Genomic DNA, 26,637 nt, shown 5'->3' with positions numbered 1-26,637 from the left:
CGCCGCGCTGGTGGTGCCGCTCGCGGCAGGCGGCGTGGTCGGTTGGGCCCTGACCCGCGACATCGTGCGGATGCCTTCTGATGCGGGAGACACGGGCGACGCCGATGAGGGGGACGACTCAGGTGCGATGCTCGGGCTCGCGGAATTCGACTCCCTCGCCGCAGACGCCGCAGACGCCGCAGACGCCGCGGACGCCGCGGGCGGAGCGCCGCGGCGCGGCTGGATCGAGCTGGCGGTGCTGGTGCTCGCCGCGTCCGCTTGCACGGGGCTGCTCGCGGGTGCGGGCGCGCTGTGGTCCGGTGGGACGCTGGGCGACGGCGCCCTGGCGCAGGTCGGTCCGCCGGTCGGTTGGACCGCGCTCGCGGCGTTCGCCTGGACGCTCGCGGTCGCGCTCCCGACGGCGCTGCTCCTGCGCTGGCACCGCACGCGCACGAGGCGCCCGAAGGCGCCGCAGCGCCCGGTCGACGATCTGACGGTGGGCCTGACCGACATCGTCGACCTCACGGACACACCAGACCTGGCAGCCGTGGCGCACCTCGTCGCGGACACTGACGACGCCGACTGGGGCTTCGCCGCCGAGGACCCCACCCCACTGCCGAAGTGAACCGAAGCCGGCGCGGTGGGTCGGTCTCAGCCGCCGTTGAACTGGGTGAGCCAGGTGGGCGGGTGCGGGGAGACCGAGGTGGCGCAGGTGTCGTACGCGGTCTTGGTCAGGGCGTTCGCCTGGCAGTCGTAGTAGCTCTTGTAGTACAGCTGCACGCCGAAGACCGCACCGACCAGGGCCAGGCTGACGGCGCCCGCGATGACGCCGCCGAGGGCCGCGGGGACGTGCGGGCGGGTCGACTGCATGGACTGCTGGTAGGGGTAGACCGGCTGCGGCGGCATCGGCGGGACACCGGTCAGAGCGGCGGTCTTCGCGGCGGGGGACGGCTTGACCTCGCCGCGCAGGGCGCTGACGCCCCAGTAGAGCGCGAGCGCGCCGAGCAGCAGCGTGATGTAGGGGACGCCGAGGACCATGAAGAAGAAGCCCCAGATGCCGCTCAGCAGCGCCAGGCGGGAGCGGCGCAGCGTCGGGTCGTTGGGGTCGTAGCGCGGGCCGGGCGGCGGGTAGGGGAAGCGCGGCAGCGGAGGCTGCTGGCCCGGCTGGCCCTGGTAGCCGGGGTTCCACGGGTGCGGCGGCGGGACCTGCGCGCGGCCGCGCGCGGGCGGGCTGTCCCCGTCCGCGCCGGACGGCGACGTGCCGTCACCCGCGTCGGAGCCGTCTCCGGAGCCGTTCCCGGAGCCGTCCCCGGTTCCCTCTCCGGAGCCGTGGCGCGTGTCACGCGGCCCGCCCTCTGTGCCGGGACCGGCCGCCGGACCCGCGCCCGGACCGCCACCCGCACCCGCACCAGTGCCCGTGCTCGCACCGGCGCCGCCACCCGCACCCGCACCCCAGCCGGAGCCCGGACCTGCACTGTGGGTGATCGGGCCGCGCGGCTGCCAGGGGCGGTCGGCCGCGCCTTCGGGCGGCGCGGCGAAGGGATCCCGCGCCGGTGCGCCCGTCGTGGTGGTGTCGCCGCTGTCGCCCATGGTCTTCGCCGTAACTCCCGATCGCCTGCTGTACGCGTGCACCCGCCGTGCCCGCGCCGTACGCGTACCGTCCCCGCGTGCGCGTACCTCTCGTGCGCGGGCTCCCCCTCAGGAGTCCGCAGGGACACCCTCTCACCTGGCGGCGCCCCGTGGCGTGGTACCCCAGGATGATCGTCGTCCGGTCCGGGGTGCGGGGTGGCGGGCGGGTGCCGGTAAAGTTGCTGACGGACGGCGCGCCCGCGAGGTTCCCGTCCGGTCCGCGGAACGGCCGCGGACAACCGTCGGCGGACGCGGATGCCGGTCACAGGATGACACCCCGCGTCGGCCACCGAATGAGCTCGACGTACGGCCCGGCGGCGCGACTGCTTGGCGGCGCGACACGCAGGACGCGTGACGGCGGCGCGACGCGACGACGCAGCGCGGCACGGGACGACGACGGGCCCGACCTGAAGGACCGAGCTGTGGCTCTTGCGCCCGGAAGTGCACCGCTGGACTTCGCCGCACCCGCGGCACCGGCCCGACTCGTCGTCCTCGTCTCCGGCTCCGGCACCAACCTCCAGGCGCTCATCGACGCCGCCGCCGACCCCGCATACGGCGCGGTGATCGTCGCCGTCGGCGCGGACCGTGACGGCATCGCGGGGCTGGAGCGGGCCGAGAAGGCCGGGATCCCCACCTTTGTGCACCGGGTCAAGGACTACCCCGAGCGCACCGACTGGGACGCCGCGCTGACCGCGCAGACCGCGTCCCACGAGCCGGACCTGGTGGTCTCGGCCGGCTTCATGAAGATCCTCGGCGGTGCGTTCATGCAGCGCTTCGAGGGCCGCATCGTCAACACCCATCCCGCCCTCCTCCCCTCCTTCCCCGGCGCGCACGGCGTGCGCGACGCGCTGGCGCACGGGGTCAAGGTCACCGGCTGCACCGTGCATCTGGTGGACGAGGGCGTGGACACCGGACCGATCATCGCCCAGGGCGTGGTCGAGGTCGCCGACTCGGACTACCTGGACGAGGGCGAGGCGCTCCACGAGCGCATCAAGGACGTCGAGCGGAAACTGCTCGTCGACGCCGTGGGACGGATGGCCCGCGAGGGCCACCGCGTGGACGGACGCCGGGTGCTGATCCCGGCTCCCGGCGCGTAGCCGCCCACGACGACAACACATCAACCGCGCCGGCGGGGTGGTCATCTCGCCGGGGCATTGCAGAAGGATTCGGTAATGAGCTCAGGCAGCAACCAGCCGCAGCCCACCTCCGAGAACGTTCGTCCCATCCGTCGGGCGCTCGTCAGCGTCTACGACAAGACCGGCCTGGAGGAGCTGGCCCAGGGCCTGCACGCGGCCGGCGTCGAGCTGGTCTCCACCGGCTCGACCGCGGCGAAGATCGCCGGCGCGGGCGTGCCGGTCACCCCGGTCGAGGAACTGACCGGCTTCCCCGAGTGCCTCGACGGCCGTGTGAAGACCCTGCACCCGCGCGTGCACGCCGGCATCCTGGCCGACCTGCGCCTGGAGTCCCACCGCGAGCAGCTCCAGGAGCTGGGCGTGGCGCCCTTCGACCTGGTGGTCGTCAACCTCTACCCGTTCGCCGCGACGGTCGCCTCCGGCGCCACCCCGGACGAGTGCGTGGAGCAGATCGACATCGGCGGTCCGTCGATGGTTCGCGCCGCCGCCAAGAACCACCCGTCGGTGGCCGTGGTCACCTCGCCCGCCCGCTACGCGGACGTGCTGCAGGCCGTGGCCGACGGCGGCTTCGACCTGGCCACCCGCAAGCGTCTGGCCGGTGAGGCGTTCGCGCACACCGCCGCCTACGACGTGGCCGTGGCCTCCTGGTTCGCGGACGGCTACGCGCCGGCCGACGAGGAGCGTTTCCCGCAGTTCCTGGGCGCGACGTACCAGCGTGAGAACGTGCTGCGCTACGGCGAGAACCCGCACCAGGCCGCCGCGCTCTACGTGGACGGCAGCGGAAAGGGCATCGCCGCCGCCGAGCAGCTGCACGGCAAGGAGATGTCCTACAACAACTACGCCGACACGGACGCCGCGATCCGTGCCGCGTTCGACCACGCCGAGCCGTGCGTGGCGATCATCAAGCACGCCAACCCCTGCGGCATCGCGATCGGCGTGGACGTCGTCGAGGCGCACCGCAAGGCGCACGAGTGCGACCCGGTCTCGGCGTACGGCGGCGTCATCGCCGTGAACCGTCCGGTCACGGTGGCGCTGGCGGAGCAGATCGCGCCGATCTTCACCGAGGTCGTCTTCGCCCCGGACTTCGAGCCGGGCGCGGTCGAGGTGCTGGCGCAGAAGAAGAACATCCGCGTGCTGCGCGGCACGCCGGCGCTGCCGGCGGTGGAGACGCGTGCGGTGACCGGCGGTGTGCTGCTGCAGCAGGCCGACCGGATCGACGCGGCCGGTGACGACCCGTCGACGTGGACGCTGGCGGCGGGCGAGGCGCTGTCCGAGGCGGAGCTGGCCGAGCTGGCCTTCGCCTGGCGGGCCTGCCGGGCCGTCAAGTCCAACGCGATCCTGCTGGCCAAGGACGGCGCCTCGGTGGGCGTCGGTATGGGTCAGGTCAACCGGGTCGACTCCGCGAAGCTCGCGGCGACGCGCGCGGGGGACCGGGCCCAGGGTTCGTTCGCCGCGTCGGACGCCTTCTTCCCGTTCCCGGACGGGCTGGAGGTGCTGATCGAGGCCGGCGTCAAGGCCGTGGTCCAGCCCGGTGGTTCGGTCCGCGACGACCTGGTGGCCGAGGCCGCGAAGAAGGCCGGCATCACCATGTACCTCTCGGGCACCCGGCACTTCTTCCACTGACTCCGGCTGACGCCGTAGGCGTCCGGGTCAGGGCATGACGAAGGCCCGCCGCTCCTCCTCGGCGCGGCGGGCCTTCCGCTGTCGACCAGCCCTCGGTCAGGAGGACTTGACGACCACGCTGTTCATGATCTTGTCGGCGAAGGTCTGCTTCTTCGCGTCCCAGAGCGGCCACAGGTAGCCGACGCAGCAGATGCCGTCGAGGACGTGGGCGACCTCGCGGACGATGGCCGAGCCGACCGGCAGGGACTGGCCGTCGGCCTCGCGCACCATGCGGATGTTGACGGCCTTCTGACCGATCGACTGGCCCATGGTGCCCTTCATGACGCCGATGCCGACGAGCACGAGGACGTTCACCAGGAACATGCCGAGCTGCAGGCCCGCCATGCTGCCGGGCACCGCGAGACCGGTGTTCGGGTCGACGGTCGTGGACGGCCAGGCCGCCACCATCACGATGATGTACGGGATCAGACCGATGATCAGCGAGTCGATGATGCGCGCGACCACGCGGGCACCCCAACCGGCGTACGCGTTCTGCACGTAGCCCGCGTACGGGTCGTTGCCGACCGGGTAGGCGGGGTACTGGGCCTGCTGCTGGTAGCCGTAGGCCTGCTGCTGCGCGTACGGGTCAGCCGGAGGCTGCTGCGGGTAGCCGTAGGCAGCCGGGTCGGGCTGCTGCTGGGGGTAGCCATAACCCGGCTGCTGCGGCTGCTGGCCGTAAGGGTTGGGCTGCTGCGGCTGCTGGCCGTACGGGTTGTTCGGGTCGGGCGGGTAGCTCATGCTCGTGCCTCCGGGCAGGGATGCGTGGTGAGAAGTGGTGTGCTGACAGGCGGTGAGGTTAGCGGAGTCGACTGACGCCTAGGAGGGCAGAAAGCCGTATCGGTGCAACTGCCAGAGCCAGGAGACGGCCGCCGCCGAGAAGATGACGATGTTCTTCTTCCGTGCGGGCAACCGCCACCACCAGCCACCGCCGCCCAGAGGGGCGAACAGCAGGCAGAGGCCGACCAGGACGGTGACGGGGTTGGCGGCGATCGCCGCACCCACGTGTCCGGCGCCCAGCTCCATGAAAACCGTGGTGCTGCCGCAGCCCGGACACGGGATGCCGGTGAAGCGCCGCAGCGGGCAGAGCACGCCCGGATCATGGGTGCGGTGCACCTCCGCCGCCAGGACGGCGACCACGGCGGCACCACCGCCGCGGAGGAACACCCGAAGTGGCCCCCCATAGCGTCCGGCCGCGACCTCGGCGAAGCGGCGCTCCAAAGCGGCGCGCCGGCCCAGGGCAACAGCCTGGTCTGCGCTCACGTCCCCCCGTGCCCCCGTTCTTGTTCCTTACCGTTCTTACTGGCACCCATGGTTGCGACCGGCAGCCGCCGTGTCCACCTCGTTCGCAGGTCCACCACATGGTTGTGGCGGATTTGCAACCGGATCCGGACACTCCGTGTGGGATCATGCGCGGTCGGGGTCTGCCCGGTCCCGGGCCGCCCCGTGACACGAGTACTTCCACGATCCGGGAGAATGGCGCTATGACCGCCCAGATTCTCGATGGCAAGGCCACCGCCGCAGCGATCAAGTCCGAGCTCGTCACCAGGATCGACGCGCTGAAGGCGCGGGGTGTCAACCCCGGCCTCGGCACCGTCCTGGTCGGCGACGACCCCGGCAGCCACGCCTACGTGCGCGGCAAGCACCGCGACTGCGCGCAGGTCGGCATCGCCTCCATCCAGCGCGAGCTGCCCGCCGACGCGACCCAGGAGCAGGTCGAGGACGTCGTGCGCGAGCTCAACGCCGATCCGGCCTGCTCCGGCTACATCGTCCAGCTGCCGCTGCCCAAGCACCTGGACGAGAAGCGGGTGCTGGAGCTGATCGACCCGGCCAAGGACGCCGACGGCCTGCACCCGATGAGCCTGGGCCGCCTGGTGCTGGGTGTCGAGGCGCCGCTGCCGTGCACCCCGTACGGCATCGTGGAGCTGCTGCGCCGCCACAAGATCGAGCTGAACGGCGCGAACGTGACCGTCGTCGGCCGCGGCATCACCGTCGGCCGCTCGATCGGGCTGCTGCTGACGCGGCGCAGCGAGAACGCGACGGTGACCCTGTGCCACACCGGCACCCGGAACCTGGACGAGCACCTGAGCAGCGCGGACATCATCGTCTCCGCGGCGGGCGTGCCGCACCTGATCAAGCCCGAGCACGTCCGCCCCGGCGCGACCGTGCTGGACGTGGGCGTCAGCCGCGTCGACGGTGTCTACACCGGCGACGTGGACCCGGCTGTGGCCGAGGTGGCCGGCTGGATCTCCCCGAACCCGGGCGGCGTGGGGCCGATGACGCGGGCGATGCTGCTCGCGAACGTGGTCGAGGCGGCCGAGCGTGCAGCGAGCTGAAGGCGCCCACCCCGCGGAGCGCCCGACCGACGGCCTCGCGGAGCGCCATGCCGACCGGCCCGGTGACCGGGGCCCCGACCGGCATGCCGAGCGCAGGCCGAAGGCGCAGCACCGGCCGCCGGTGAAGACCACCGGGACGTTCCGTCCCGAGGGCGGTTCGGCGGCGGCCGGCCGGGACCGGCCGGTGCCGGTGCGGCAGTGGCCGATCGTGCTGGTGCTGACCATCGTCGGTGTCGGCCTGCTGGTGACCGCGCTGGACGCGTGGCGGGCCGGGATCGTCACGATCGGCGTGGGACTGCTGGTGGGCGCCGTGCTGCGCGCGGCGCTGCCGGAGGTCGGGATGCTCGCGGTGCGCAGCCGGTTCACGGACATCATGGTGATGGGCGTGCTGGGTCTGGTCATCGTCGTGCTGGCACTCGCGGCACTCCCCGATCCGGTGATCCACCTGCCCTTCATGGGGCGTCTCGGCAACATGGTGCACAGCGACGGCAGCGGCGACTGACACCGCGTCAAGGCGGCCGTTCATACCGCTGTGAGCTGGGTCGATACCGGTTCGGCATGGCCGCGCCGGAAACGTGACGAAGGACTCCCGAGGGCGCGCAGGACGCCACGCCCTCGGGCCGGTCGGGTTGCGATAGCCTGACGCTGGTTCTCTCGACGTCGAGAGACGCGTCGGCGACTGCTGGAGAAGGTAGAAATGACCCGCACCCCCGTCAATGTCACCGTGACCGGCGCGGCCGGCCAGATCGGCTACGCGCTGCTGTTCCGCATCGCCTCCGGCCACCTGCTGGGCGCGGACGTGCCGGTGAAGCTGCGTCTGCTGGAGATCCCGCAGGGCGTCAAGGCCGCCGAGGGCACCGCCATGGAGCTCGACGACTGCGCCTTCCCGCTGCTCAAGGGCATCGACATCTTCGACGACCCGAACGCCGCGTTCGCCGGTGCCAACGTCGGTCTGCTGGTCGGCGCCCGTCCGCGCACCGCCGGCATGGAGCGCGGCGACCTGCTCTCCGCCAACGGCGGCATCTTCGGCCCGCAGGGCAAGGCCATCAACGACAACGCCGCGGACGACATCCGCATCCTCGTCGTCGGCAACCCCGCCAACACCAACGCGCTGATCGCCCAGAACCACGCCCCGGACGTCCCGGCCGACCGCTTCACCGCGATGACCCGCCTGGACCACAACCGCGCCGTGGCGCAGCTGTCCAAGAAGCTCGGCGTGGGCGTCGACGACGTCAAGCGCCTGACCATCTGGGGCAACCACTCCGCCACCCAGTACCCGGACATCTTCCACGCCGAGGTCGCCGGCAAGAACGCCGCCGAGGCCGTCGCCGACGAGAAGTGGCTGGCCGAGGAGTTCATCCCGACCGTCGCCAAGCGTGGCGCGGCCATCATCGACGCCCGTGGCGCCTCCTCCGCCGCCTCGGCCGCGAACGCCGCCATCGACCACGTCTTCACGTGGACCAACGGCACCGCCGAGGGCGACTGGACCTCCGCGGGTGTCGTCTCCGACGGCTCCTACGGCGTGCCGGAGGGCCTCATCTCCTCCTTCCCGGTCACCGCGAAGAACGGCAAGTTCGAGATCGTCCAGGGCCTGGACATCAACGAGTTCTCGCGCACCCGCATCGACGCCTCCGTGCAGGAGCTCGTCGAGGAGCGCGACGCGGTCAAGCAGCTCGGCCTGATCTGAGTCTTCGCTCCGTCTCACTGAACGGCCCGGTCGCCTGAGCGACCGGGCCGTCGGTCTATCCTGGCGGGGCCGCGACTGGCGCACGGGGAAGGAACCCCGAGGGAGCGGCGAGGCGCATCACCGCCGGACTGCCGTACGCCTGGGCAGCCGGGTCGGACTGGACTACGACGGACGTAGAGCCAGTAACGGACCCGGAGGAGTGCTGCCATGTCCCATCTCGCCGTCACCGACCCCGAGATCGCCCGGCTGGTCGTCGCCGAGGAGCAACTGCAGGCCGACACGCTGCGCCTGATCCCCAGTGAGAACTACGTCTCGCACGCCGTGCTGGAGGCCACCGGCACGGTCCTGCAGAACAAGTACTCCGAGGGCTACCCGGGCAAGCGCTACTACGAGGGCCAGCAGAACATCGACCAGGTCGAGACGCTGGCGATCGAGCGGGCGAAGACCTTGTTCGCGATGGACCACGCCAACGTCCAGCCGTACTCCGGCTCGCCCGCCAACCTCGCCGTCTACCTGGCCTTCCTGCAGCCCGGCGACACCGTGATGGGCATGGCGCTGCCGATGGGCGGCCACCTCACCCACGGCTGGGGCGTCTCCGCGACCGGCAGCTGGTTCCGCGGCGTGCAGTACGGCGTCGAGCAGGCGACCGGCCGGACCGACCTCGACAAGGTGCGCGACCTGGCGCTCGCCGAGCGGCCCAAGCTGATCTTCTGCGGCGGCACGGCCGTGCCGCGCACCATCGACTTCGCCGGCTTCGCCGAGATCGCCCGCGAGGTCGGCGCGGTGCTGGTCGCGGACGTCGCGCACATCGCGGGGCTGATCGCCGGCGGGGCGCACCCCTCCCCGGCCGGGCACGCGGACGTGGTCTCCACCACGACCCACAAGACGCTGCGCGGCCCGCGCGGCGCGATGCTGCTCTCCACCGCCGAGCACGCCAAGGCGATCGACCGCGCGGTCTTCCCCGGCCTGCAGGGCGGCCCGCACAACCACACCACGGCCGCGATCGCGGTCGCGCTCAAGGAGGCGGCCGGCGAGGACTTCCGCGTCTACGCCCGGCAGGTCGTCACCAACGCGCGGACGCTGGGCGAGGAGCTGGCCGCGCGCGGCTTCGACCTGGTCTCCGGCGGCACCGACAACCACCTGCTGCTGATCGACCTCACCGGCAAGGACGTCCCCGGCAAGGTCGCCGCGAAGGCGCTGGACCGGGCGGGCATCGTGGTGAACTACAACACCGTCCCCTACGACACCCGCAAGCCCTTCGACCCCTCCGGCATCCGCATCGGCACGCCCGCGCTGACCTCGCGCGGCATCCCGGCGAGCGCGATGGCGACCGTCGCCGAGTGGATCGACCTGGTCGTGACCGCGGCCAGGACGGGCGACGAGGCGGCGATCACCAAGGTCCGTGCCGACGTCAAGGCGCTGATGGACGCCTACCCCGCCCCCGGTCTGTCCGTCCGCTAGCGGGGGAGGGATCCGGCCACCGGCGGTCCCTAGACTGGCCCGGTGAGCGAGACGCTGAGCGACGCCGGGCTGGTCCTTGTTTTCATCATCATCGGCGGGATCTTCAATGTCGCGGAGATCTCGCTGATCTCGCTGCGCGAGGGCCAGATCCGGGCGCTGGCCGAGCGCGGCACCAAGCGGGCCACCCGGGCCGCGCACCTGGCCGCCGACCCGAACCGGTTCCTCGCCTCGGTGCAGGTCGGCGTGACCTGCATGGGTTTCCTGTCGGCCGCGTTCGGCGCGGACACGCTCGCCAAGAAGCTCTCGCCGCTGTTCGTCCGCTGGGGTCTGGACAGCGGCGTCGCCGACGCCCTGGCGCTGGTCCTGCTCACGCTGCTGATCTCCTACATCTCCCTGGTGCTGGGCGAGCTCACCCCGAAGCGGATCGGCCTGCAGCGCGCCGAGTCGATCGCGTTGACGGCGGCCCCGCTGGTGGACGTGATCTCCCGGGTGCTGCGCCCGGTCATCTGGCTGCTGTCGGTCTCCACCAACCTGATGGTGCGTCTGCTGGGCGGCGACCCGCAGGCCGGACGCAACGCGATGAGCTCCGAGGAGCTGCGCGGCCTGGTGGCCGCCAGCACCGAGCTGGGCTCGGACGAACGCCGGCTGATCGGCGAGGTGTTCACCGCGGGGGAGCGTCAGCTGCGGGAGGTCATGGTGCCGCGCACGGAGGTCACCTTCCTGGACGCCTCCCAGTCCGTCGCGGAGGTCCGTGACGAGGTGCGGGCCTACCCGCACTCGCGCTACCCCGTCGTCGACGGCTCCTACGACCTGGTGGTCGGCTTCGTGCACGTCCGCGACCTGTACCGGGCGGACGCGGTCGGCACGGTGCGCGACATCGCCCGTCCGGTGAAGCTGCTGCCCGCGACCAAGCGGGTGCTGCCGTCGATGTCGGAGATGCGTCACGAGGGCCACCACCTGGCGATCGTGGTCGACGAGTACGGCGGCACGGCCGGCATCGTCAGCCTGGAGGACCTGGTCGAGGAGGTCATCGGCGAGATCCGCGACGAGTACGACTCCCAGGAGCTGTCCACGACCCGACGCCTGGCGGGCGGCTCGATCGAGGTCGACGGCCTGCTGAACCTCGGCGACTTCGAGGAGGAGACGGGCGTCGAACTCCCGGAGGGCCCCTACGAGACGGTGGCCGGCTACGTCGTCGCCGAACTGGGCCGACTGCCGCTGGTCGGTGACCGCATCACCACGGTGGACGGCTACGCCCTCGAGGTCGCCCGCCTCGACGGCCGCCGCGTCGACCGCGTGCGCGTCACGACGCCGCCAACCGTGACGGACGAGCCCCTTTAGGCTTGTCGCGCAGTTCCCCGCGCCTCTAGCGGAGTGCGACTTCCCTCAGTCGTTGCACTCTCAGCCGCACCACGCGGTGCAGCCGGATCCGCGCCGCCCAGACCTCCAACTCGCCGTTGGCGCCGGGCTTCGGCGTGAGCCGGTAGACGCGGCCCGCGTGCCAGACCCTGCGTGGGGGCAGCTCGCCTGCGATCCGCGCGGCGACGCTGCGGCCCGCCCAGTTCGCCTCCAGGCGAACCGTGCTGCGCTGGCGGGGGAGCAGGTCGCGGAGGGGAATGATCGTTTCGTCACCGGAGGCGACGCGGCCGACGGTGTCGCTGAGCCAGGTCACCGGCTCGGACACCAGCCCGGGTAGCGCGCGGGAGGTCTGAACCCGCAGGCCGTCCGGCGACCAGGACGCCGTCGCGGTGACCGGCTCCGGCAGCCCGCCGTGTTCGCTCTCGTGCCGCACAAGGTCCGTCAACTCCTCGGTGAGCCCGTGCTGCAGACAGTGCAGCCGCAGGCGTTGGGACTCGTTGCAACGCGCCCGGATCGCGTCCGTCAGATGGGGGCGCGCCAGCGCGCCCGCCGCCGCGACCAGCTCCGCCCGGCCGTCGTGGTCCAGCCGCAGGAACTCGGGGCCGAACAGGTTCACCAGGTCGCTGCGGATGTAGCGGTCGTTCACCTCGTCGCGGACCGGGCCGGGGGAGGTGAAGCGCAGCACCACCGCGATGCCCGCGGTGGTCCCGCGCAGGCGGTCGGCGAGGCGCGCGGTGGTGGTGATGTTGCTGCGGTCGTCGCGGGCCAGCAGGTAGTAGTAGTCGTAGTCCGCCAGCACCGAGATGCGCCGGGCGCGGAAGAACGCCTCCAGCACGAAGGGTGTGTCGCTGTAGACCGGCAGGTCCTCGGGGAAGCGCAGACCATGACGCGTCAGCAGCTCGCGGCGGAACAGCTTGGCGGGGGAGAGGGACCAGGCCAGCGCGCCGCCGGGGAAGCGCACCTCCTCCAGGGTCTCCCGGAACAGCTCGGGGCAGACCCAGCGGCCGTTCACGCCGACGACCCGGCCGACCACGACGTCCGAACCGAGCCGGTCCGCCGCCGAGGTGAGGCGGCGCAGAGCGTCGTCGCCGAGGCGGTCGTCGGAGTCGAGGAAGAAGACGTAGCGGCCGCGGGCCTCGCGCAGCGCCGCGTTGCGGGCGCGGGCGGGGCCGCCGGGCTCCGTCAGGTATTGGACGCGCAGCACCTCGGGCCAGCTCGCGGCGAGCCGGCGCAGCTCCGCGTCGCTTCCGTCGGTGGAGGCGTCGTCGACGGCCAGCACCTCCAGCTCGCCGGGGGCGAGGGTCTGCGCGCGCAGCGAGGCGAACCAGGCCGCGAGGTAGTCGCGCGTGTCACGGACGGGTGTGATCACCGTCACCAGCGGTGGGGTCATCGGGCCGAACCTCCGGGCGTCGTCACAGGTCCACCACGGTGCTCAACGCCGGCGAGGGGTCCGAGGTGGCGGACGGACAGGTGTCCGAACGCCGTGGCGGCCGTCCGCCCTGCGGAGCGGCGCGAAGGATCGCCTACGCACCTGCGAGAATGAGCGCATGGCCAACGACCGTCTCCGTGTGCTCTCGGGCATCCAGCCCACGTCCGGCTCCTTCCACCTGGGGAACTACCTCGGCGCGGTACGCCAGTGGGTGTCCCTGCAGGAGACGCACGACGCGTTCTACATGGTCGTCGACCTGCACGCGATCACCGTGGCGCAGGATCCGGCGGTGCTGCGGGAGAACACCCGCGTCTCGGTCGCGCAGCTGCTCGGCGCCGGGCTGGACCCGGAGCGCTGCACGCTCTTCGTCCAGTCGCACGTGCCCGAGCACGCGCAGCTGGCCTGGGTGATGAACTGCCTCACCGGCTTCGGCGAGGCCTCGCGGATGACGCAGTTCAAGGACAAGTCGGCCAAGCAGGGCGCGGACTCCACCACGGTCGGCCTGTTCACCTACCCGATCCTGCAGGTCGCGGACATCCTGCTGTACCAGGCGGACCAGGTGCCGGTGGGTGAGGACCAGCGCCAGCACGTCGAGCTGACCCGGGACCTGGCCGAGCGCTTCAACAGCCGGTTCGGCCAGACCTTCACCGTGCCCAAGCCGTACATCCCCAAGGAGACGGCCAAGATCTTCGACCTGCAGGACCCGGCGGCGAAGATGAGCAAGTCGGCCTCCTCGCCCAAGGGCCTGATCAGCCTGCTGGACGACATCAAGGCCAGTGCCAAGAAGTTCAAGAGCGCCGTCACCGACACCGACACGGTGATCGCCTACGACGAGAAGGCCAAGCCGGGCGTCTCCAACCTGCTCTCCATCTACTCGGCGATCAGCGGACGCCCGGTCGAGGAGCTGGTGGCGCACTTCGACGGCAAGATGTACGGCGCGCTCAAGACCGAGCTGGCCGACTACTACAGCGAGTGGGTCGCGCCGATCCAGGAGCGCACCCGCACCTACCTGGACGACCCGGCGGAGCTCGACAAGGTTCTGGCGCGCGGCGCGGAGAAGGCGCGGGCGGTCGCCGCCCCGACGCTCGCCGAGACGTACGACAGGGTCGGCTTCCTGCCCCCGGCGGCGCTCTGAGCATGGGAACCGACGGCGTCATAGGCGGCAGCGTCCTGATCGGGGTCTCCCTCGCGGTGCCCGAGCCGTACGGCTCGCGGCTCCAGGACGCGCGCACCGGCTACGGCGACACCCAGGCGCACGGCATACCCACCCACGTGACGCTGCTGCCGCCCACCGAGATCCCGCTCGCGGCGCTGGACGATGTGGACGGCCACCTCGCCCGCGCCGCCGCGAGCCACCGGCCGTTCCAGGTGACGCTGCGCGGCACCGGCACCTTCCGGCCGGTCTCGCAGGTGGTCTTCGTGCAGCTGGAGCAGGGCGTGCGGGAGTGCGTGGCGCTGGAGGCCTCGGTCCGCTCCGGCCCGCTCGCCCGCGAGCTGGCCTTCCCGTACCACCCGCACGTGACCGTCGCCCACGACGTGCCGGAGCCGGCCCTGGACCGCGCCTACGCGGAGCTGCGCGGCTTCGAGGCGCGGTTCACGGCGTCGGGGTTCAGCCTCTACCGCTTCGGCGCGGACGAGGTGTGGCGGCCGGTTCGCGGCTACGACTTCACGCAGGTCACGACCGGCAGGGGCTGCGGCAGAGAACAGCCAAGCGGTAGCGGGCCAGGGTAGTAGTAGGGTCGGGGACCGTGCCCAGGTTCAGCGTCATCGTCCCCGCATACAAAGTCCAGGCCTACCTCGGGGAGTGCCTGGCGTCCGTGCTCGACCAGTCCTTCCGCGACGTCGAGCTGATCGGTGTGGACGACGCCTCGCCCGACGGTTCGGGGCGGATCTTCGACGAGTACGCGGAGCGGGACGCGCGGGTGCGGGTGCTGCACCTGCCCGAGAACGTGGGGCTGGGCCGGGCCCGCAACGCCGGCCTGGAGGTCGCCACCGGCGACTACCTGATCTTCCTGGACAGCGACGACACGCTGACCCCCGGTTCGCTCCAGGCGATCGCGGACCGGCTCGACGCCACCGGTGAGCCGGACATCCTGGTCTTCGACTACGCCCGCACCTTCTGGGACGGCAGGGTCGTGCGCAACCAGGACGCGGCGATGCTGGGCGAGTGCCAGGCCAAGCCGGACGAGTTCGGCACCGCGGAGCGCGAGCAGCTGCTGCGGATGCTGATGGTGGTCTGGAACAAGGCCTTCAAGCGGGAGTTCGTGACGCGCAACGGCTTCACCTTCCCGCCCGGCTACTACGAGGACACCCCCTGGACCTACCCGACCACGCTGGCCGCGCAGTCCATCGGCCTGCTGGACCGGGTCGTCGTCCACTACCGGCAGCGCCGGATGGGCGGCAACATCCTCGCGACCACCTCGCGCAAGCACTTCGACATCTTCGACCAGTACGACCGGGTCTTCGCCTTCGTCGACGCCCGCCCCGAGCTGCACTCCTGGCGGCCGTTCCTGCACCGCCGCATGGTCGAGCATCTGCGCGCGATCGGCTCGCACCCGGACCGGGTGCCGATGGGCGACCGCCGCGAGTTCTTCGCGCAGGCGGCGGAGGCCGAGCGCCGGCACCGGCCCGAGGGCGCGGCGGCGATCGAGGTCTCCATGCCGTTCAAGGCGAGCGCGGTCGGCGACGTGGTGCGGCGCGCGAAGAACGCCGCGGTCGCGGCGCAGCCGGGCGTGAAGCGCGCCGTCGCGCGCCCGCTGGTGGGCGGCTTCACGCAGCTGCAGCGGCAGCTGCCGATCGACGACGAGCTGGCGGTCTTCGCCGCGTACTGGAACCGCGTCCCCGGCTGCAACCCCGCCGCGATCGAGGCGAAGCTGCGCGAACTGCGGCCGGAGATGCGGACGGTGTGGGTCGTCGAGGCGGGCCGCCGGCGTGACGTCCCCGCCGGGTACACGACGGTGGCGCCGGGCTCGCGCGGCTTCTGGGAGGCCGTGTCCCGGGCGCGCTACCTCGTCAACAACGTCAACTTCCCCGACAGCGCGAAGAAGCGCCCCGGCTCGGTGCACCTGCAGACGCACCACGGCACGCCGGTCAAGAAGATGGGCCTGGACCTGCGGGACTACCCCGCGGCGGGCCTGGCGATGGACTTCGACAAGCTGCTGGAGCGGATCGACCGCTGGGACTACAGCCTCAGCTCCAACCGCTTCTCCTCGCTGATCTGGGAGCGTGTCTACCCGGCGAACTACCGCACGCTGGAGTACGGCTACCCGCGCAACGACGTCTACGTCACCGCCGGCGCCGAGCAGGTCCGGGCCGCCCGGCGCGAGCTCGGCATCCCCGAGGGCGCGACAGCCCTGCTGTACGCGCCGACGGCGCGGGACTACCGGGTCGGCTACGAGCCGCACCTGGATGTGGCGAAGCTGGCGGCGAAGCTCGGCGAGGAGTTCGTGATCCTGCACCGGGCCCACTACTCGTACGACTCGGCGGGCCCGTCCAGCGCCCGGGTCATCGACGTGTCCGGCCACCCCTCGATCGAACAACTCGCCCTGGCGTCCGACGCGTTGATCGCCGACTACTCGTCGCTGATGTTCGACTACGCCAACCTGGACCGCCCGATCGTCGTCTTCGCCGACGACTGGGACGTCTACCGGGAGACGCGCGGCGTCTACCTCGACCTGCTCTCCGGCCGCCCCGGCGAGACCCCGGGCGCGGTCGCCCGCTCCGAGGCGGAGCTCCTGGACGTCCTCCGCGGTGGCGCGTGGCGTGACGCCACGTCAACCACGCTGCGCCAGGCCTTCCGTGAGCGCTTCTGCGAGTTCGACGACGGCCGAGCGGCGGAGCGGGTCGTCCGCACGGTCTTCCTCGGCGAGCAGACCCCGTTGCCGTTCGTGCCTCTCGCTGACCGCCGACCGGCACCCACGACGGCCTGAAGGGGCGCGGGGCTCCGCCGCACATCGGCAGAGCCCCGCGCCCCTGATGGTTACCGCTCGAGCAGAGCGAAAAGCTCTTCCCACTTCTCCAGGATCGTCTCCTTGGAGTAGCGCGCCACGTTGACCCGGGCGGCCTCGCCCATCCTGTCGCGCAGGGACTGGTCCGACGTCAGTCGGACGAGCTGCTTGGCGAGTTCGGCCGTGTTGCCCGGGGCGGCCAGAAGGCCGTCCTCGCCGTCGCGGATGATCTCGCGGACGCCCGGGGCGCAGTCGAAGGCCGCGCAGGGGACGGCGAAGGCCATGGCCTCCAGCAGGGCCAGCGGGAAGCCCTCGCCGCGGGAGGACTGGACGAAGACGGAGCTGTCGCGCAGCGCGCCAGGCACGTCCGAGGTCTGGCCCATCCACTCGACGGAGTCGTCCAGGCCCAACCGCGTGCACTGGGCCCGCAGTTCGGCCTCGTCCTCGCCCTTGCCGTAGAGCTTGAGGGTCCAGCCCGGCGCCTGCGGCGCCGCCACGGCCCAGGCGTCGAGGAGCATGTCGATGCCCTTCTGGTCGTCGAGACGACCGATGCAGGCGACCGTCTTGGTCTCCCGCTTGGAGGGCTCGTCCGGCCAGACCGGGAGGGGGTTGGGCATGAAGCCGACGTTGTTCAGCTTCTCCAGGATCCACAGGTCCGCGTCCTCCTGCGTGAGCAGCAGCAGGCGGTCGGCCTCGGGGTAGTACTTCTTGACGCGGACGAAGCGCGAGGAGTCCTTGGAGTAGTCGTAGGACTCGTGGCTCATCCCGATCAGCGGGATGCTTCCGCGGTCCGCGAGGCGGACGAACTCCATCGCCCAGACCTGGGTGACGATGATCATCGCGCCGGGGCGGGCCGCCGCGAAGAGCGCGTCGAGCTTGGCCTTCATGCCGCGGATCGCGGACTCCCGCTGCGAGTTGCGGGCGTAGCCGGAGAAGTTGAGGCGCTGCTTCACCCCGCGCGGGTGGAAGGGCGAGGGGACCTTGCCCGGGTACAGCGTGGTGGTGGGGTAGGGCAGGTCGGGGCCCAGGTTCGCGGGCGTGTCGGTGTCGCAGATGCCGAGCACGTGCACGCTGTGCCCGCGCTCGGTCAGCATCCGGGCCATCTGGTGGGACCAGGTGGTGACACCGCCGAGCTCGTCGACGCTGTTGGAGATGATGAAGATGTCACGGCCGGTCATGCCTGCTCGCCCTTCGCTCGCGCGCCGGCCGCCGGGCCGAAGAACCTGTCGACGATCTGCGCCGCCGCGCGGCCCTCGTCGTACTCGCCGAACCGGGTCGCGAAGGCGGCGCGCTTGTCCGCGAACTCGTCCGTGCCCTTGCGCAGCGCGTCGACGGCGTCGAACAGCTGCTCCTGGGTCTCCACGAACGGGCCGGGCGCGGCCTCGCGCAGGTCGAAGTAGGTGCCGCGGGCGGCACCCGCGTACTCCTCGTAGTCGTACGCGTAGAAGACCATCGGGCGGTCCAGCAGCGCGTAGTCGAACATCACCGAGGAGTAGTCCGTCACCAGCGCGTCGGCCAGGCCGAGCAGCGGGGTGATGTCGGGGTAGTCGGTGACGTCGACGACCTTGCCCTTGAGGGTGCGGGGCACGGCGAGGCGCTGCATGTAGTGCGAGCGCACCAGCAGCGTGGTGTCCTCGCCGAAGCGCTCGGCGAACCCGACCGGGTCGAGGACCAGCTCGGGGGCCTTCTCGCGGAAGGTCGGCGCGTACAGCACGATGGTGCGGTCCGGGTCGATGCCCAGCTCCTTGGCCAGCGGGCCGCGCTCGCGCTTCCCGTTGGCGGTCTCCTCGCGGCGGGCCGCGACGAGCGCGTCGTTGCGCGGGTAGCCGACGCGCAGCACCTTGGACTCCGGCAGCCGGTAGGCGCGGACCAGGGTGTCGACGTCGTGCTCGGTGCGGACCACGAAGTGGTCGAAGCGGTCGAGCGCGCGCTGGTACTCGTCCTGCTTGTGGCGCGGCTGCATCCGGTACTCGGCCATGTCGAAGCCCATGCGCTTGAGCGCGGAGCCGTGCCAGGTCTGGATGTAGGTGGTCTCCGGGCGCTTGCGCAGCGCCAGCGGGAAGCCCTGGTTGTCGATCCAGTACTCGGCGCGGGCCAGCGCGTACAGGTACGGCCAGCTCCAGCGCTGTACCAGCTCGACGTCCTTACCGGCCTTGGGGAAGCCCTTGGGGGGCGTCTTGCCCTCGTAGGACCAGACGGCGTGGAACGGCAGGCCGCGGCGGCGCATCTCCTCGTAGATGGCGCGCGGGCTGTCGCTGTACTGCTTGCCCAGGTGGCTCTCGAAGACGACCAGGCCCTTCTTCATGGGCATCCGGGTCACGGCGCGGTGGTACCAGCGCACCTTGCTCTCCTGCGAGCTGAGGTCGCGGCGGGCCTGCAGCACGCGCTTGGCGGAGCGCTTGAGCGGCGCGCCGGCCGGGCTGTTCACCAGGTCGAAGAGGAGCCCGCGGCCCTTCTTCGCGGCGGAGCCGACGGCGGCCAGCTGGAAGGCCAGGTGACCGGGGCGGGAGACCTCCGGCCGCAGCCGGTCGGCGAGCAGCCGGGTCAGCCGCGGCCGGGCGGCGAAGTCGCCGTCCAGGTCGAGCTGGTCCACGGACAGCGGGGGGCGGGTGCGCTGCTTGTCCACGCTCATGTTGAGCCACACATCCCAGATGGTGTCGACGAGGCCGAGCGGTCGCAGAGTCTTGGAGATGTCGAGCGTGGACTCCCACTCGACGAAGTCGCCCTGGTGGCGGAAGGAGTCCACCGGGAAGAAGAAGGTCTGCAGGCCCTTGCGGCGCGCCTTGACCTCCACCTTGCCGCTCAGCTTGGCGTCGGGCGTGATCAGGCCGAGCGGGTTGACCGTCCGCCCGGTGATCTTCACCGCGTCGTCGCCCTGCGGCTCCCAGCGCAGCAGCTGGCTGCGCAGCGTGGACTCGTTCAGGCTGCGGGCCTGGAAGCCGACCTCGGTGACGTCGAGCATCCGGCGTCCGGTCTCGTCGTCGAGGTGGTCGGCGCAGAAGTAGATCCGGCCGTCCCGCTCGACCAGCGGCATCGGGGTCTTGCGCGGGTTGCGCAGCCAGTCGATGGCGGGGAGCAGGTTCGCCCAGTCCTGCTGGATCAGCAGGTAGGCGCTGACCCGGTGCACCGGCTGGAGCTGTTCGAAGACGTCCAGCGGGATGGTCTTCAGGTAGTCGCGGGTGAGCTCCGCGAACTGGCGCTGCCACTCGGCGCTGTGCTGCGGGAACTCGCGGAGGTAGAGCGGCACGTCGTGCTTGAGGAACTTCAGGTCCTTGGCCCGGCGCAGGCCGGTCTGGCCCTTCTCGGCGAGCAGGGCGTCGATGCGGCGGTGGATCTCGATCCGGTCGGAGAAGTTGCGGATCTCGTCACGCCGGTTGGTGATCGACTTCTGCGCCTTGGCGACGTTCTGGCGTATGTACCACTTGTAGACCTGATTGGGGATCAGGGCGATGCGGTCGGCCGCCAGGTAGGCCTGCGCCGAGTAGAGCAGGTCCTCGTAGAGCAGGCCCTTGACGAAGGTCAGCTTGTTGTCGAGGAGGAAGTCGCGGCGGTAGCACATGTTCGTCGACAGGGTGTCGAAGACGAACAGGTCGGGGAGCTCGGCCACGTTCTCGAGCACCTGGTGGCGCTGGTAGAGCCAGCGGTACCAGGGCTGCTCGCGCTGGGTCCGGGTGTCGATGTAGATCTGCGTGCTCAGACCCGAGACCAGCTCGGCGCCGGTGCTCTCGGCGGCCTCGACCATGTTCCGGCAGGCGTTGAGCTCCAGCTCGTCGTCACTGTCCAGGTACATGACGTAGGTGCCGCGCGCCTCGACGATGCCGCGGTTGCGCGGCTCGCCGCAGCCCTTGGAGTTCTCCGGCAGCTGGAAGGCCCGCACCCGGCCCGGGTGCTCGGCCTCCAGCCGCTGGGCGACGCCGAAGCTGCCGTCGGTGCTGCAGTCGTCGACAATCACGGCCTCCACGTTGTGGAGGGTCTGGTCGAGTACGGACTGGACTGCTCGTGGGAGGCGTTCGGCATCGTTGAAGACGATGACGATGACGCTGACGTCGGGCGTACTCAAGGGCTGATCTTGACCTGTTCGTGAGGGTGCCGATCCCCGAATGGCCGCGCGGCACACACGTTCGATTATGAGTTTCCTTGCGGCTCATACCTTAATACATGCAAACAACAGGCAACGCGGCGGCGACGGCGAACCGAACACCCTCACAAACCCCTCAAGAACGGAGGGTAAGAACGGCAAGAACAGTTACGACGGCTTGACCGCGATCCGGCCCTCGTCCATGCGCGAGAGCAGCAGCCGGGCGCCGGTCTCCTCCAGGAACTCGTCCACGGCCTGGCGGGAGCCCTGCCAGTAGCCGTAGTCGTCCAGCAGCAGCACGCCGCCGGGGACCAGGCGGTCGTAGAGGTGCTCCAGCTCGTGCTTGGTCGACGCGTACCAGTCGGTGTCCAGGCGCAGGATCGCGATCTGCTCCGGGGCCTGCTCCGGGATGGTGTCCTCGACCTTGCCCTGGACGTAGTGCAGGCGCTCGGCCGGGTAGTCGACCCGGGAGAAGCCGTCCTGGACGTCGTCGAGGGTGGCCAGCGCCCAGATCGGGCGGTCCTTGCCCTGGGTGGCCAGCAGGTCCGCGGCGCTCTTGCCGTCGACGCGCTTGTCCTCGTCGGTCGGCTCGCTCATGCCCTCGAAGGTGTCGAAGAGGTAGAGCTCGCGGTCCTTCACGTCCAGCGACAGCAGCGTGCGGGCCACCGCCTGCATCGAGCCGCCGCGCCAGACGCCGCACTCGACGATGTCGCCGGGCAGCTCGTGCTTGGTCACGTAGCGGACCGACTGGATCAGCGCGTTCAGGCGCTCGATCGAGGTCATCGTCCACGGCTTCACCGCGGTGATGATCTCCTTGGCGGTCTCGTCGTAGTCCGCCGGGAACTTCAGCGGCTTGGGAGCCGCAGGGGCCGCCGCAGCTGCGGGAGCGGGCTTCGCCGCAGGTCGCGCGGGAGCGGGCAGATTCTGGATCCGGCGCAGTTCATAGCCGGTCAGCTGCCGCAGGGTGGTGTTGACAGTCTTGCGCCAGGTCATGGTCCGCGAGGCTACGCCTTCGTTCGCGCTCTGTCTGTAGTCCGGCGACCTTTGAATCGGGTTTTCACCGTCCGGAGACTGGACCTTCATCCGCGCGGCCCCCGGGGCGCCGGGCACGGGCCCGACGCCCCGAGCCGGGGCTAGCTCAGTTCCAGCATCCGGTCGACCACCCGACGCGAGGCCGCACCGTCGTCCAGGTCGCAGTAGGTCTTGCGGAAGAGCTCGTACGCGCCGTGGAACGGGGAGGTGGCCGCGTCCAGGTCGCGCAGCGCGTCGACCACCTCGGCCGAGGTGCGCAGCAGCGGTCCGGGTGCCTGGTCCTCGAAGTCGATGTAGAAGCCGCGTAGCGTGTCCCGGTACAGCTCCAGGTCGTAGGTGAAGAAGAGCATCGGCCGCCCGGTGACCGCGAAGTCGAACATCGCCGAGGAGTAGTCGGTGAGCAGCACGTCCGAGACCAGGTAGAGATCCTGGATGTCCGGGTAGCTGCCGACGTCCCAGACGAAGCCGTCGCCGGCGCCCGGCACCGCCTCGACGACGTGGGCGTGCGGGCGGACCAACAGTACGTGGTCCTCGCCGAGCGCCTGTCGCATCGCGGCCAGGTCCAGCTGCAGGTCGAGGTGGTGTCCGCCGTGGCTGAGCCGCATCCGGTGCTCGCGCCAGGTCGGCGCGTACAGGACGACCCGCTTGCCCGCCGGCAGCCCGAGCCGCTGCCGCACCGCGTTCGCCCGCAGCTCGCGGTCCGCGGCCTGCAGCACGTCGTTGCGCGGGTAGCCGGACTCCAGGACCTCGCCCTCGTAGTGGAAGGCCTGTCGCAGGATCGGGGTGCTGAAGCGGTTCGGGGAGAGCAGCACCTGCCACTGCTTCGCCTCGTGCTCCAGCCGCCGCAGGTAGTCGGTGTCGGTGAACCAGTCGTTGTCGAAGTCGAAGCCGATCCGCTTGAGCGGGGTGCCGTGCCAGGTCTGCACGACGACCTGGCCCTCGCGGCGCTCCAGCTCCACCGGCAGGTGGGTGTTGCCGACCACCCAGCGGCTGCGGGCCAGCGCCTCGTACCACTCGGAGGAGCCGATCACCACGGAGCGGGCGTTGGGCGGCGTCGGCATGCGGCGGTCGAGCACCGCCCACAGGTGCGCCACCTCCCCGTCGCCGCGGCGCAGCATCTCCTCGTGCACGGCGCGCGGGGAGCAGGAGTAGGAGCGGCCCTCGAAGACGTCGTAGAGGACCTGCGGCAGCAGCGGGCGCTTGCGCGCGGCCGGCAGTGTGCTGGTCCGCAGCCGCAGCTGGTGGTAGTCGCCTCGCTCGTGCGGGCCGAGCTCCGCCGAGACAGTGAGCAGCATCCCGTCGTAGCCCTGCCGGGTCAGCCGCACGGTCTTGCCGCGGGCCTGCAGCGCCAGCGGGGTGCGGGCGTGCACCGCCGGGGAGAGCCGGGCCTGGCACTCCAGCGGCCTGGGGGCGTCCTGGGCCGCGTCCTTGGGGGCGGGCGTGCGGACGAACAGCTGCCAATGGCCCCAGGCCAGCGGGATCTCCCCGGCGTAACCGGAGACCGGCACGGCCGGCAGCACGGTGTCGATCAGCCCGTCGACGGCCTCGAAGGGGTGCACCTCGGGGCGGCTCTGCGTCGGGTGACGCAGCACCAGCTCCAGCGGGTGCCGGCCCGGCAGCGGGAAGCTGCCGCGCAGCCGGAAGCTCTCCCTGACCGGATCGGCCTCGACCTCCTCGAAGAGCGGCTGCACGGGCTGGTCGACCAGCTGCAGGTAGCCGGTCGGCGAGCGCTTGACGCACACCACGCGCGCCGAGCCCTGCCCGCCGGGCAGCGGCACCTGCAGCGCCTCGGGCTGGGTGCGCTCGTCGTGGACCAGCCGGAGCGACACGCCCGCTTCCTCGTCCTCGCCGTCCTCACCGGTCTCGTCGGCCTCGCCGAGCTCGCTCTCCAGCCGCAGGTCGACGGCCCAGCGGTGGCCGTGCGCGGCGCCCAGGTGCGGCCGCAGCTCCTCGTACTCCTCGCGGGCGGCGTCGAGCTCGGCGAGGTCGAGGGTGGCGGTGAACGCGAGCCAGCACTCGGCGTCGGGCGCCGGCTCCCGGCCCGGGGACGTCGCGGCGGGGGCGTGCGCGGCGGAGCCGCCGTCCGCCGGGTCGACCTCCGGGAGCGGCCAGGGCGCGGTGCTGACCCCGGCGCCGCCGAGGGGACCGCGGCCGCCGGCGCTCCCGGTCCGCTCGGCGGCCGTCCCGGCCGTCCCGGCAGGTGCGGACTCGACGCGGCCGGCGACGGCGTCCACGCCGAGCGCGCGCAGCGCGTCCTCGCGCCCGGCGAGGTAGGCGTCCGCCTCCGACCCGGCGGCCTCGGCCGTCCCGGCGGTCCGGGCGCCGAGCGTCCGCGGCCCGGCGGCGGTGGGGGCGAAGCTGACGGGCAGTTCGAGCAGGGCCATGGAGCCGTCCTCCACGTGCCGGATCCGCAGCGCCTCCACCCGGGGCGCGAGCGCGGCGCGGATCCGCCCGTTGAACTCGATCCTGCCGTCGCGCGCCCGGATCGCTCCGGTCAGCGCGTGCGCGTGCTCGACCCGGAGGTAGAGATGGTGGTCGCGGATCTCCGGGACGACCCGGACGTCGTCCGCGACCCAGCTGGAGCGCGGGGACTGCCCGGAGGCGTGGTGCCCCGACTTGATCCGGCTGCGCCGCGGCCGGCCGGCGCCGACGACGGCGACGGTGACCCGCCAGGTGCCGTCCACCCAGCGTCCGTCCTGGCGCAGCCGGCGCGGGTCGATGCCGACGGCGAAGCCCGCCAGGTCGCAGTCGCGCAGCAGCTGGCCGTGATCGGCCGTCACCTCCGGGGTGCGGACCGTCTTCGCGGGGAGCATCAGGGTGCGGCGGCTGTGCGTCTCGCGCAGCATCACCATCTTCAGCGCGCTGTGCCGCGAGGGCGCGCCCAGATGCGTCGGGTAGGCGTGGCCGGTCAGCCGCAGCACGTTCCTCGCGTCCCAGTCGGCGCCGCGCAGCTGGGTGCGGACCACCAGCTCCGGGCCGAGGCGCAGCACGCTCGCCGGAACCGGCGGGCGGCCCTCCAGCACCGGGTAGGCGGCGCGGGGTCGCAGCGTGCCGCGGACCGGGACGGCGCCCTGGTGGTCCCACTGCCAGCGCAGCACCGCCAGGAAGTCGTCGATCCGGCGCTGCGAAATCAGGTAGTAGCGCAGGCGCTGCTCCAGCGGCAGCCGGTCGATCGCCTTGGCGCCGATCTCCGACAACAACCGCCCCACGTGGTCGGCGAAGACCTGGTGCAGCTCCTGGTCGCCCTCCAGGGCCGCGCCGAAGAAGAGCGGGATCTCCTCCATCAGCGCGTTGCGGTCGTAGGCGCGCAGGTAGTCGCGGAACTCGGGGCCCTGCTGCGCCGCCAGGAAGGCGCGCACCAGACGCATCGAGGCCACCCGGTCCTTCAGGCCGCGCGGGTCGCTGCGGTTCTGGGTGATGGAGCGTTCGCCGGTCTCGCGCTCGCGCCAGTTGTAGATGGGCTCGCCGAGGACGTCGACCTTCTCCGCGAGGTAGTGCAGCGGCACGCTGACCGGCGCGTCCTCGTAGAGGATGCCCGGGTAGCGCAGGCCGTGGGTGTCGAAGAAGGAACGCCGGTAGACCTTGTTCCACGCGGTGCGGTCGGTGATCAGCGCCGGGAACTCGCTGATGTGCGTGCTCAGCCGGGTCCGCGCGAACGGCCGTGCGTGCACCGGCGACTGACGGGACCCGGCGCTGCGGAACCGGCGCACGTTGCCCGCGACGAAGTCGGAGCCGGTCCGGTCCAGGGTGCCGATCATCAGCTCGTACGCGGTCTCCGGCAGCGTGTCGTCGCTGTCGACGAAGGCGAGGAACTCGGTGCCGGGCGTCAACGACTCGATGCCGGTGTTGCGGGCCGGGCCGAGGCCGCCGTTCTCCTTGCGGACCGTCCGGAAGCGCGGGTCGCGCAGCTCCCAGGCGTGTGCGATCGTCGCGCTGCCGTCCGTGGAGCCGTCGTCGACCATGACCACCTCGAAGTCGCCCATGGTCTGGGCCGCCAAGGAGGCGAGGCACTCGTCGAGATAGCGCTCGACGTTGTAGATCGGTACGACGACGGAGAGACGCGGGGGCATCCGGTCGGGCCTTTCGGGTCGGGAATGTGGCGTGGAGGCGGGGTCGGCTCAGGGCGGGGTCATGGGATCGGGGCGTTCTGCGACTGGATGACCCAGTCGGTGCTGTGGGCGGGCAGGCGGATGTGCGTGCCGTAGTAGTCGTTGATGCAGGAGGCCACCCAGTCCGGACGGCCGCTGCGGGTGTAGGCGTCGCGCATCCGCCCGATGTAGGAGGGCACGTACGTGGGGTGCTTCGAACCCGCGCGCAGCTGGGCCTCCAACTGCGTCTGCTGGGCGTCCCAGTGGTGGGCGCGCACGCGCGTCTGGTGCACCACCGCGACGGCGGGCTGGGCGAGCCCGAGCAGCGCGAGGCCGAGCACGGCGGGCAGCAGCAGCGCCGCGCGGCGGCGCCGGGGTGTGCTCGGCGTGACGGGCGCGGTCCTGAGGGCCGTGGCGAGCAGCCGGCCCGCGGCGACCCCTACGGCGGCGAGCAGCAGCACGTACGGCAGCCGCCAGTCGTTCCAGGTGCGCACCATGTACCAGATCCAGGTCCCGAACACGGCCTGCACCAGCAGGGTGACGAGCAGGCTGCCGACCATGACGCCGGCCGCGGCCCACAGCAGCACCCGCAGGGGGGAGGGGACCGCGAGAGCGGGGGGGGCGGGGCCCGCCGCACCGGCCCCGGGGCCGGGCGCCGACGGGCCCTCGTCCTCGACGGTGGCCGTCGTCCCCGGGCCGGCGAGCAGCCCGGCCGGGCCGGCGGCCGTGGTCGACGGCGCGGCCGCCTGCTCCGGGCCCCGCGCGGTGGAGCGGGGCCAGGCGAAGGCCGCGCGGGTCAGCGCGTCCGGGGCGAGGTGGC

General features: G+C 71.8%; 19 protein-coding genes, 1 pseudogene and 1 riboswitch. Of the genes and pseudogenes, 11 read left to right on the top strand and 9 right to left on the bottom strand.

Annotated features, from left to right (window positions below; genetic code table 11):
* Positions 1 to 604 (top strand): cell division protein PerM (locus DN069_RS31435; protein WP_243639985.1); only part of this gene is annotated, 604 nt, incomplete at its 5' end.
* 26 nt (positions 605 to 630) lie between these two features.
* On the opposite strand, the gene DN069_RS31430 is transcribed toward DN069_RS31435, so the two are convergent.
* Complete coding sequence (locus DN069_RS31430; RefSeq protein WP_111506637.1) at positions 631 to 1,569, bottom strand: hypothetical protein; 939 nt, start codon at positions 1,567 to 1,569, stop codon at positions 631 to 633.
* Positions 1,570 to 2,030: 461 nt separating this feature from the next.
* Between DN069_RS31430 and purN the strand changes: the two genes are divergently transcribed.
* Positions 2,031 to 2,705 carry a phosphoribosylglycinamide formyltransferase gene (gene purN / locus DN069_RS31425; RefSeq protein WP_243639984.1) on the top strand — a complete coding sequence of 225 codons (675 nt, stop codon included), beginning with the start codon at positions 2,031 to 2,033 and terminating at the stop codon, positions 2,703 to 2,705.
* A 75-nt stretch (positions 2,706 to 2,780) separates the two neighbouring features.
* A complete protein-coding gene (gene purH / locus DN069_RS31420) occupies positions 2,781 to 4,364 on the top strand; it encodes a bifunctional phosphoribosylaminoimidazolecarboxamide formyltransferase/IMP cyclohydrolase (RefSeq protein ID WP_111506635.1) in 1,584 nt (527 codons plus the stop codon).
* Positions 4,365 to 4,460: 96 nt separating this feature from the next.
* On the opposite strand, the gene DN069_RS31415 is transcribed toward purH, so the two are convergent.
* Both DN069_RS31415 and DN069_RS31410 read right to left on the bottom strand, forming a co-directional pair.
* The gene (locus DN069_RS31415) at positions 4,461 to 5,141 is read right to left on the bottom strand and encodes an RDD family protein (RefSeq protein WP_111506634.1); all 681 of its coding nucleotides are present in this window, start codon (positions 5,139 to 5,141) and stop codon (positions 4,461 to 4,463) included.
* 78 nt (positions 5,142 to 5,219) lie between these two features.
* Complete coding sequence (locus DN069_RS31410) at positions 5,220 to 5,663, bottom strand: DUF2752 domain-containing protein (protein ID WP_207892341.1); 444 nt, start codon at positions 5,661 to 5,663, stop codon at positions 5,220 to 5,222.
* A gap of 221 nt (positions 5,664 to 5,884) precedes the next feature.
* On the opposite strand from DN069_RS31410, the gene DN069_RS31405 reads away from it, so the two are divergent.
* The 5 genes from DN069_RS31405 to DN069_RS31385 all read left to right on the top strand — a co-directional run bounded on the left by DN069_RS31405 (position 5,885) and on the right by DN069_RS31385 (position 11,225).
* Positions 5,885 to 6,736, top strand: coding sequence for a bifunctional methylenetetrahydrofolate dehydrogenase/methenyltetrahydrofolate cyclohydrolase (locus DN069_RS31405; protein WP_111506632.1), 852 nt, complete (start codon positions 5,885 to 5,887; stop codon positions 6,734 to 6,736).
* Positions 6,723 to 7,238, top strand: a complete 516-nt coding sequence (locus tag DN069_RS31400; RefSeq protein WP_111506631.1) for a DUF3017 domain-containing protein — start codon at positions 6,723 to 6,725, stop codon at positions 7,236 to 7,238. The genes DN069_RS31405 and DN069_RS31400 overlap by 14 nt, the downstream gene beginning before the upstream one ends.
* 195 nt (positions 7,239 to 7,433) lie before the next feature.
* Positions 7,434 to 8,423, top strand: a complete 990-nt coding sequence (locus tag DN069_RS31395) for a malate dehydrogenase (protein WP_111506630.1) — start codon at positions 7,434 to 7,436, stop codon at positions 8,421 to 8,423.
* Positions 8,424 to 8,484: 61 nt separating this feature from the next.
* Positions 8,485 to 8,575: riboswitch (ZMP/ZTP riboswitch) on the top strand.
* A 55-nt stretch (positions 8,576 to 8,630) separates the two neighbouring features.
* Positions 8,631 to 9,884: a serine hydroxymethyltransferase gene (locus DN069_RS31390; RefSeq protein WP_111506629.1), complete on the top strand. Its 1,254-nt coding sequence runs from the start codon at positions 8,631 to 8,633 to the stop codon at positions 9,882 to 9,884.
* A gap of 42 nt (positions 9,885 to 9,926) precedes the next feature.
* Positions 9,927 to 11,225, top strand: coding sequence for a hemolysin family protein (locus DN069_RS31385; protein WP_111506628.1), 1,299 nt, complete (start codon positions 9,927 to 9,929; stop codon positions 11,223 to 11,225).
* A 25-nt stretch (positions 11,226 to 11,250) separates the two neighbouring features.
* Here the strand turns inward: DN069_RS31385 and DN069_RS31380 are convergent, their stop codons facing one another.
* Positions 11,251 to 12,633: a glycosyltransferase family 2 protein gene (locus tag DN069_RS31380; protein WP_111506627.1), complete on the bottom strand. Its 1,383-nt coding sequence runs from the start codon at positions 12,631 to 12,633 to the stop codon at positions 11,251 to 11,253.
* 157 nt (positions 12,634 to 12,790) lie between these two features.
* Between DN069_RS31380 and trpS the strand changes: the two genes are divergently transcribed.
* From trpS to DN069_RS31365, 3 genes are read left to right on the top strand one after another with little or no spacing between them, the layout of a single operon-like run.
* The gene (gene trpS / locus DN069_RS31375; RefSeq protein WP_111506626.1) at positions 12,791 to 13,807 is read left to right on the top strand and encodes a tryptophan--tRNA ligase; all 1,017 of its coding nucleotides are present in this window, start codon (positions 12,791 to 12,793) and stop codon (positions 13,805 to 13,807) included.
* A 2-nt stretch (positions 13,808 to 13,809) separates the two neighbouring features.
* The gene (locus DN069_RS31370) at positions 13,810 to 14,403 is read left to right on the top strand and encodes a 2'-5' RNA ligase family protein (RefSeq protein WP_111506625.1); all 594 of its coding nucleotides are present in this window, start codon (positions 13,810 to 13,812) and stop codon (positions 14,401 to 14,403) included.
* 17 nt (positions 14,404 to 14,420) lie between these two features.
* Positions 14,421 to 16,601 (top strand): bifunctional glycosyltransferase/CDP-glycerol:glycerophosphate glycerophosphotransferase, encoded by a 2,181-nt coding sequence (locus DN069_RS31365; protein ID WP_111506624.1) that lies wholly within the window; start codon positions 14,421 to 14,423, stop codon positions 16,599 to 16,601.
* 50 nt (positions 16,602 to 16,651) lie between these two features.
* Here the strand turns inward: DN069_RS31365 and DN069_RS31360 are convergent, their stop codons facing one another.
* From DN069_RS31360 to DN069_RS40495, 5 genes and pseudogenes are all read right to left on the bottom strand, one after another.
* Positions 16,652 to 17,797, bottom strand: coding sequence for a glycosyltransferase (locus DN069_RS31360; protein ID WP_111506623.1), 1,146 nt, complete (start codon positions 17,795 to 17,797; stop codon positions 16,652 to 16,654).
* Positions 17,794 to 20,679 (bottom strand): bifunctional glycosyltransferase/CDP-glycerol:glycerophosphate glycerophosphotransferase, encoded by a 2,886-nt coding sequence (locus DN069_RS31355; RefSeq protein WP_111506622.1) that lies wholly within the window; start codon positions 20,677 to 20,679, stop codon positions 17,794 to 17,796. The genes DN069_RS31360 and DN069_RS31355 overlap by 4 nt, the downstream gene beginning before the upstream one ends.
* Before the next feature lie 186 nt (positions 20,680 to 20,865).
* Positions 20,866 to 21,690 carry a TylF/MycF/NovP-related O-methyltransferase gene (locus tag DN069_RS31350; RefSeq protein ID WP_111506621.1) on the bottom strand — a complete coding sequence of 275 codons (825 nt, stop codon included), beginning with the start codon at positions 21,688 to 21,690 and terminating at the stop codon, positions 20,866 to 20,868.
* A 140-nt stretch (positions 21,691 to 21,830) separates the two neighbouring features.
* Positions 21,831 to 25,799: a bifunctional glycosyltransferase/CDP-glycerol:glycerophosphate glycerophosphotransferase gene (locus DN069_RS31345; protein WP_111506620.1), complete on the bottom strand. Its 3,969-nt coding sequence runs from the start codon at positions 25,797 to 25,799 to the stop codon at positions 21,831 to 21,833.
* 59 nt (positions 25,800 to 25,858) lie between these two features.
* Positions 25,859 to 26,637, bottom strand: a pseudogene (locus DN069_RS40495) (hypothetical protein); the annotation flags it as partial.

It is taken from the genome of Streptacidiphilus pinicola, assembly GCF_003258295.1.
Taxonomy (GTDB): domain Bacteria; phylum Actinomycetota; class Actinomycetes; order Streptomycetales; family Streptomycetaceae; genus Streptacidiphilus; species Streptacidiphilus pinicola.
Note: the sequence above shows the minus strand (reverse complement) of the source record. Positions and strands in the feature narration are given on the sequence as shown.

What these genes read in the sequence shown, in the direction of transcription:
- DN069_RS31430 (WP_111506637.1), bottom strand. Translation starts at nt 1,569, where the DNA reads ATGGGCGACAGCGGCGACACCACCACGACGGGCGCACCGGCGCGGGAT.
- purH (WP_111506635.1), top strand. Translation starts at nt 2,781, where the DNA reads ATGAGCTCAGGCAGCAACCAGCCGCAGCCCACCTCCGAGAACGTTCGT.
- DN069_RS31415 (WP_111506634.1), bottom strand. Translation starts at nt 5,141, where the DNA reads ATGAGCTACCCGCCCGACCCGAACAACCCGTACGGCCAGCAGCCGCAG.
- DN069_RS31405 (WP_111506632.1), top strand. Translation starts at nt 5,885, where the DNA reads ATGACCGCCCAGATTCTCGATGGCAAGGCCACCGCCGCAGCGATCAAG.
- DN069_RS31395 (WP_111506630.1), top strand. Translation starts at nt 7,434, where the DNA reads ATGACCCGCACCCCCGTCAATGTCACCGTGACCGGCGCGGCCGGCCAG.
- DN069_RS31390 (WP_111506629.1), top strand. Translation starts at nt 8,631, where the DNA reads ATGTCCCATCTCGCCGTCACCGACCCCGAGATCGCCCGGCTGGTCGTC.
- DN069_RS31380 (WP_111506627.1), bottom strand. Translation starts at nt 12,633, where the DNA reads ATGACCCCACCGCTGGTGACGGTGATCACACCCGTCCGTGACACGCGC.
- trpS (WP_111506626.1), top strand. Translation starts at nt 12,791, where the DNA reads ATGGCCAACGACCGTCTCCGTGTGCTCTCGGGCATCCAGCCCACGTCC.
- DN069_RS31370 (WP_111506625.1), top strand. Translation starts at nt 13,810, where the DNA reads ATGGGAACCGACGGCGTCATAGGCGGCAGCGTCCTGATCGGGGTCTCC.
- DN069_RS31360 (WP_111506623.1), bottom strand. Translation starts at nt 17,797, where the DNA reads ATGACCGGCCGTGACATCTTCATCATCTCCAACAGCGTCGACGAGCTC.
- DN069_RS31350 (WP_111506621.1), bottom strand. Translation starts at nt 21,690, where the DNA reads ATGACCTGGCGCAAGACTGTCAACACCACCCTGCGGCAGCTGACCGGC.
- DN069_RS31345 (WP_111506620.1), bottom strand. Translation starts at nt 25,799, where the DNA reads ATGCCCCCGCGTCTCTCCGTCGTCGTACCGATCTACAACGTCGAGCGC.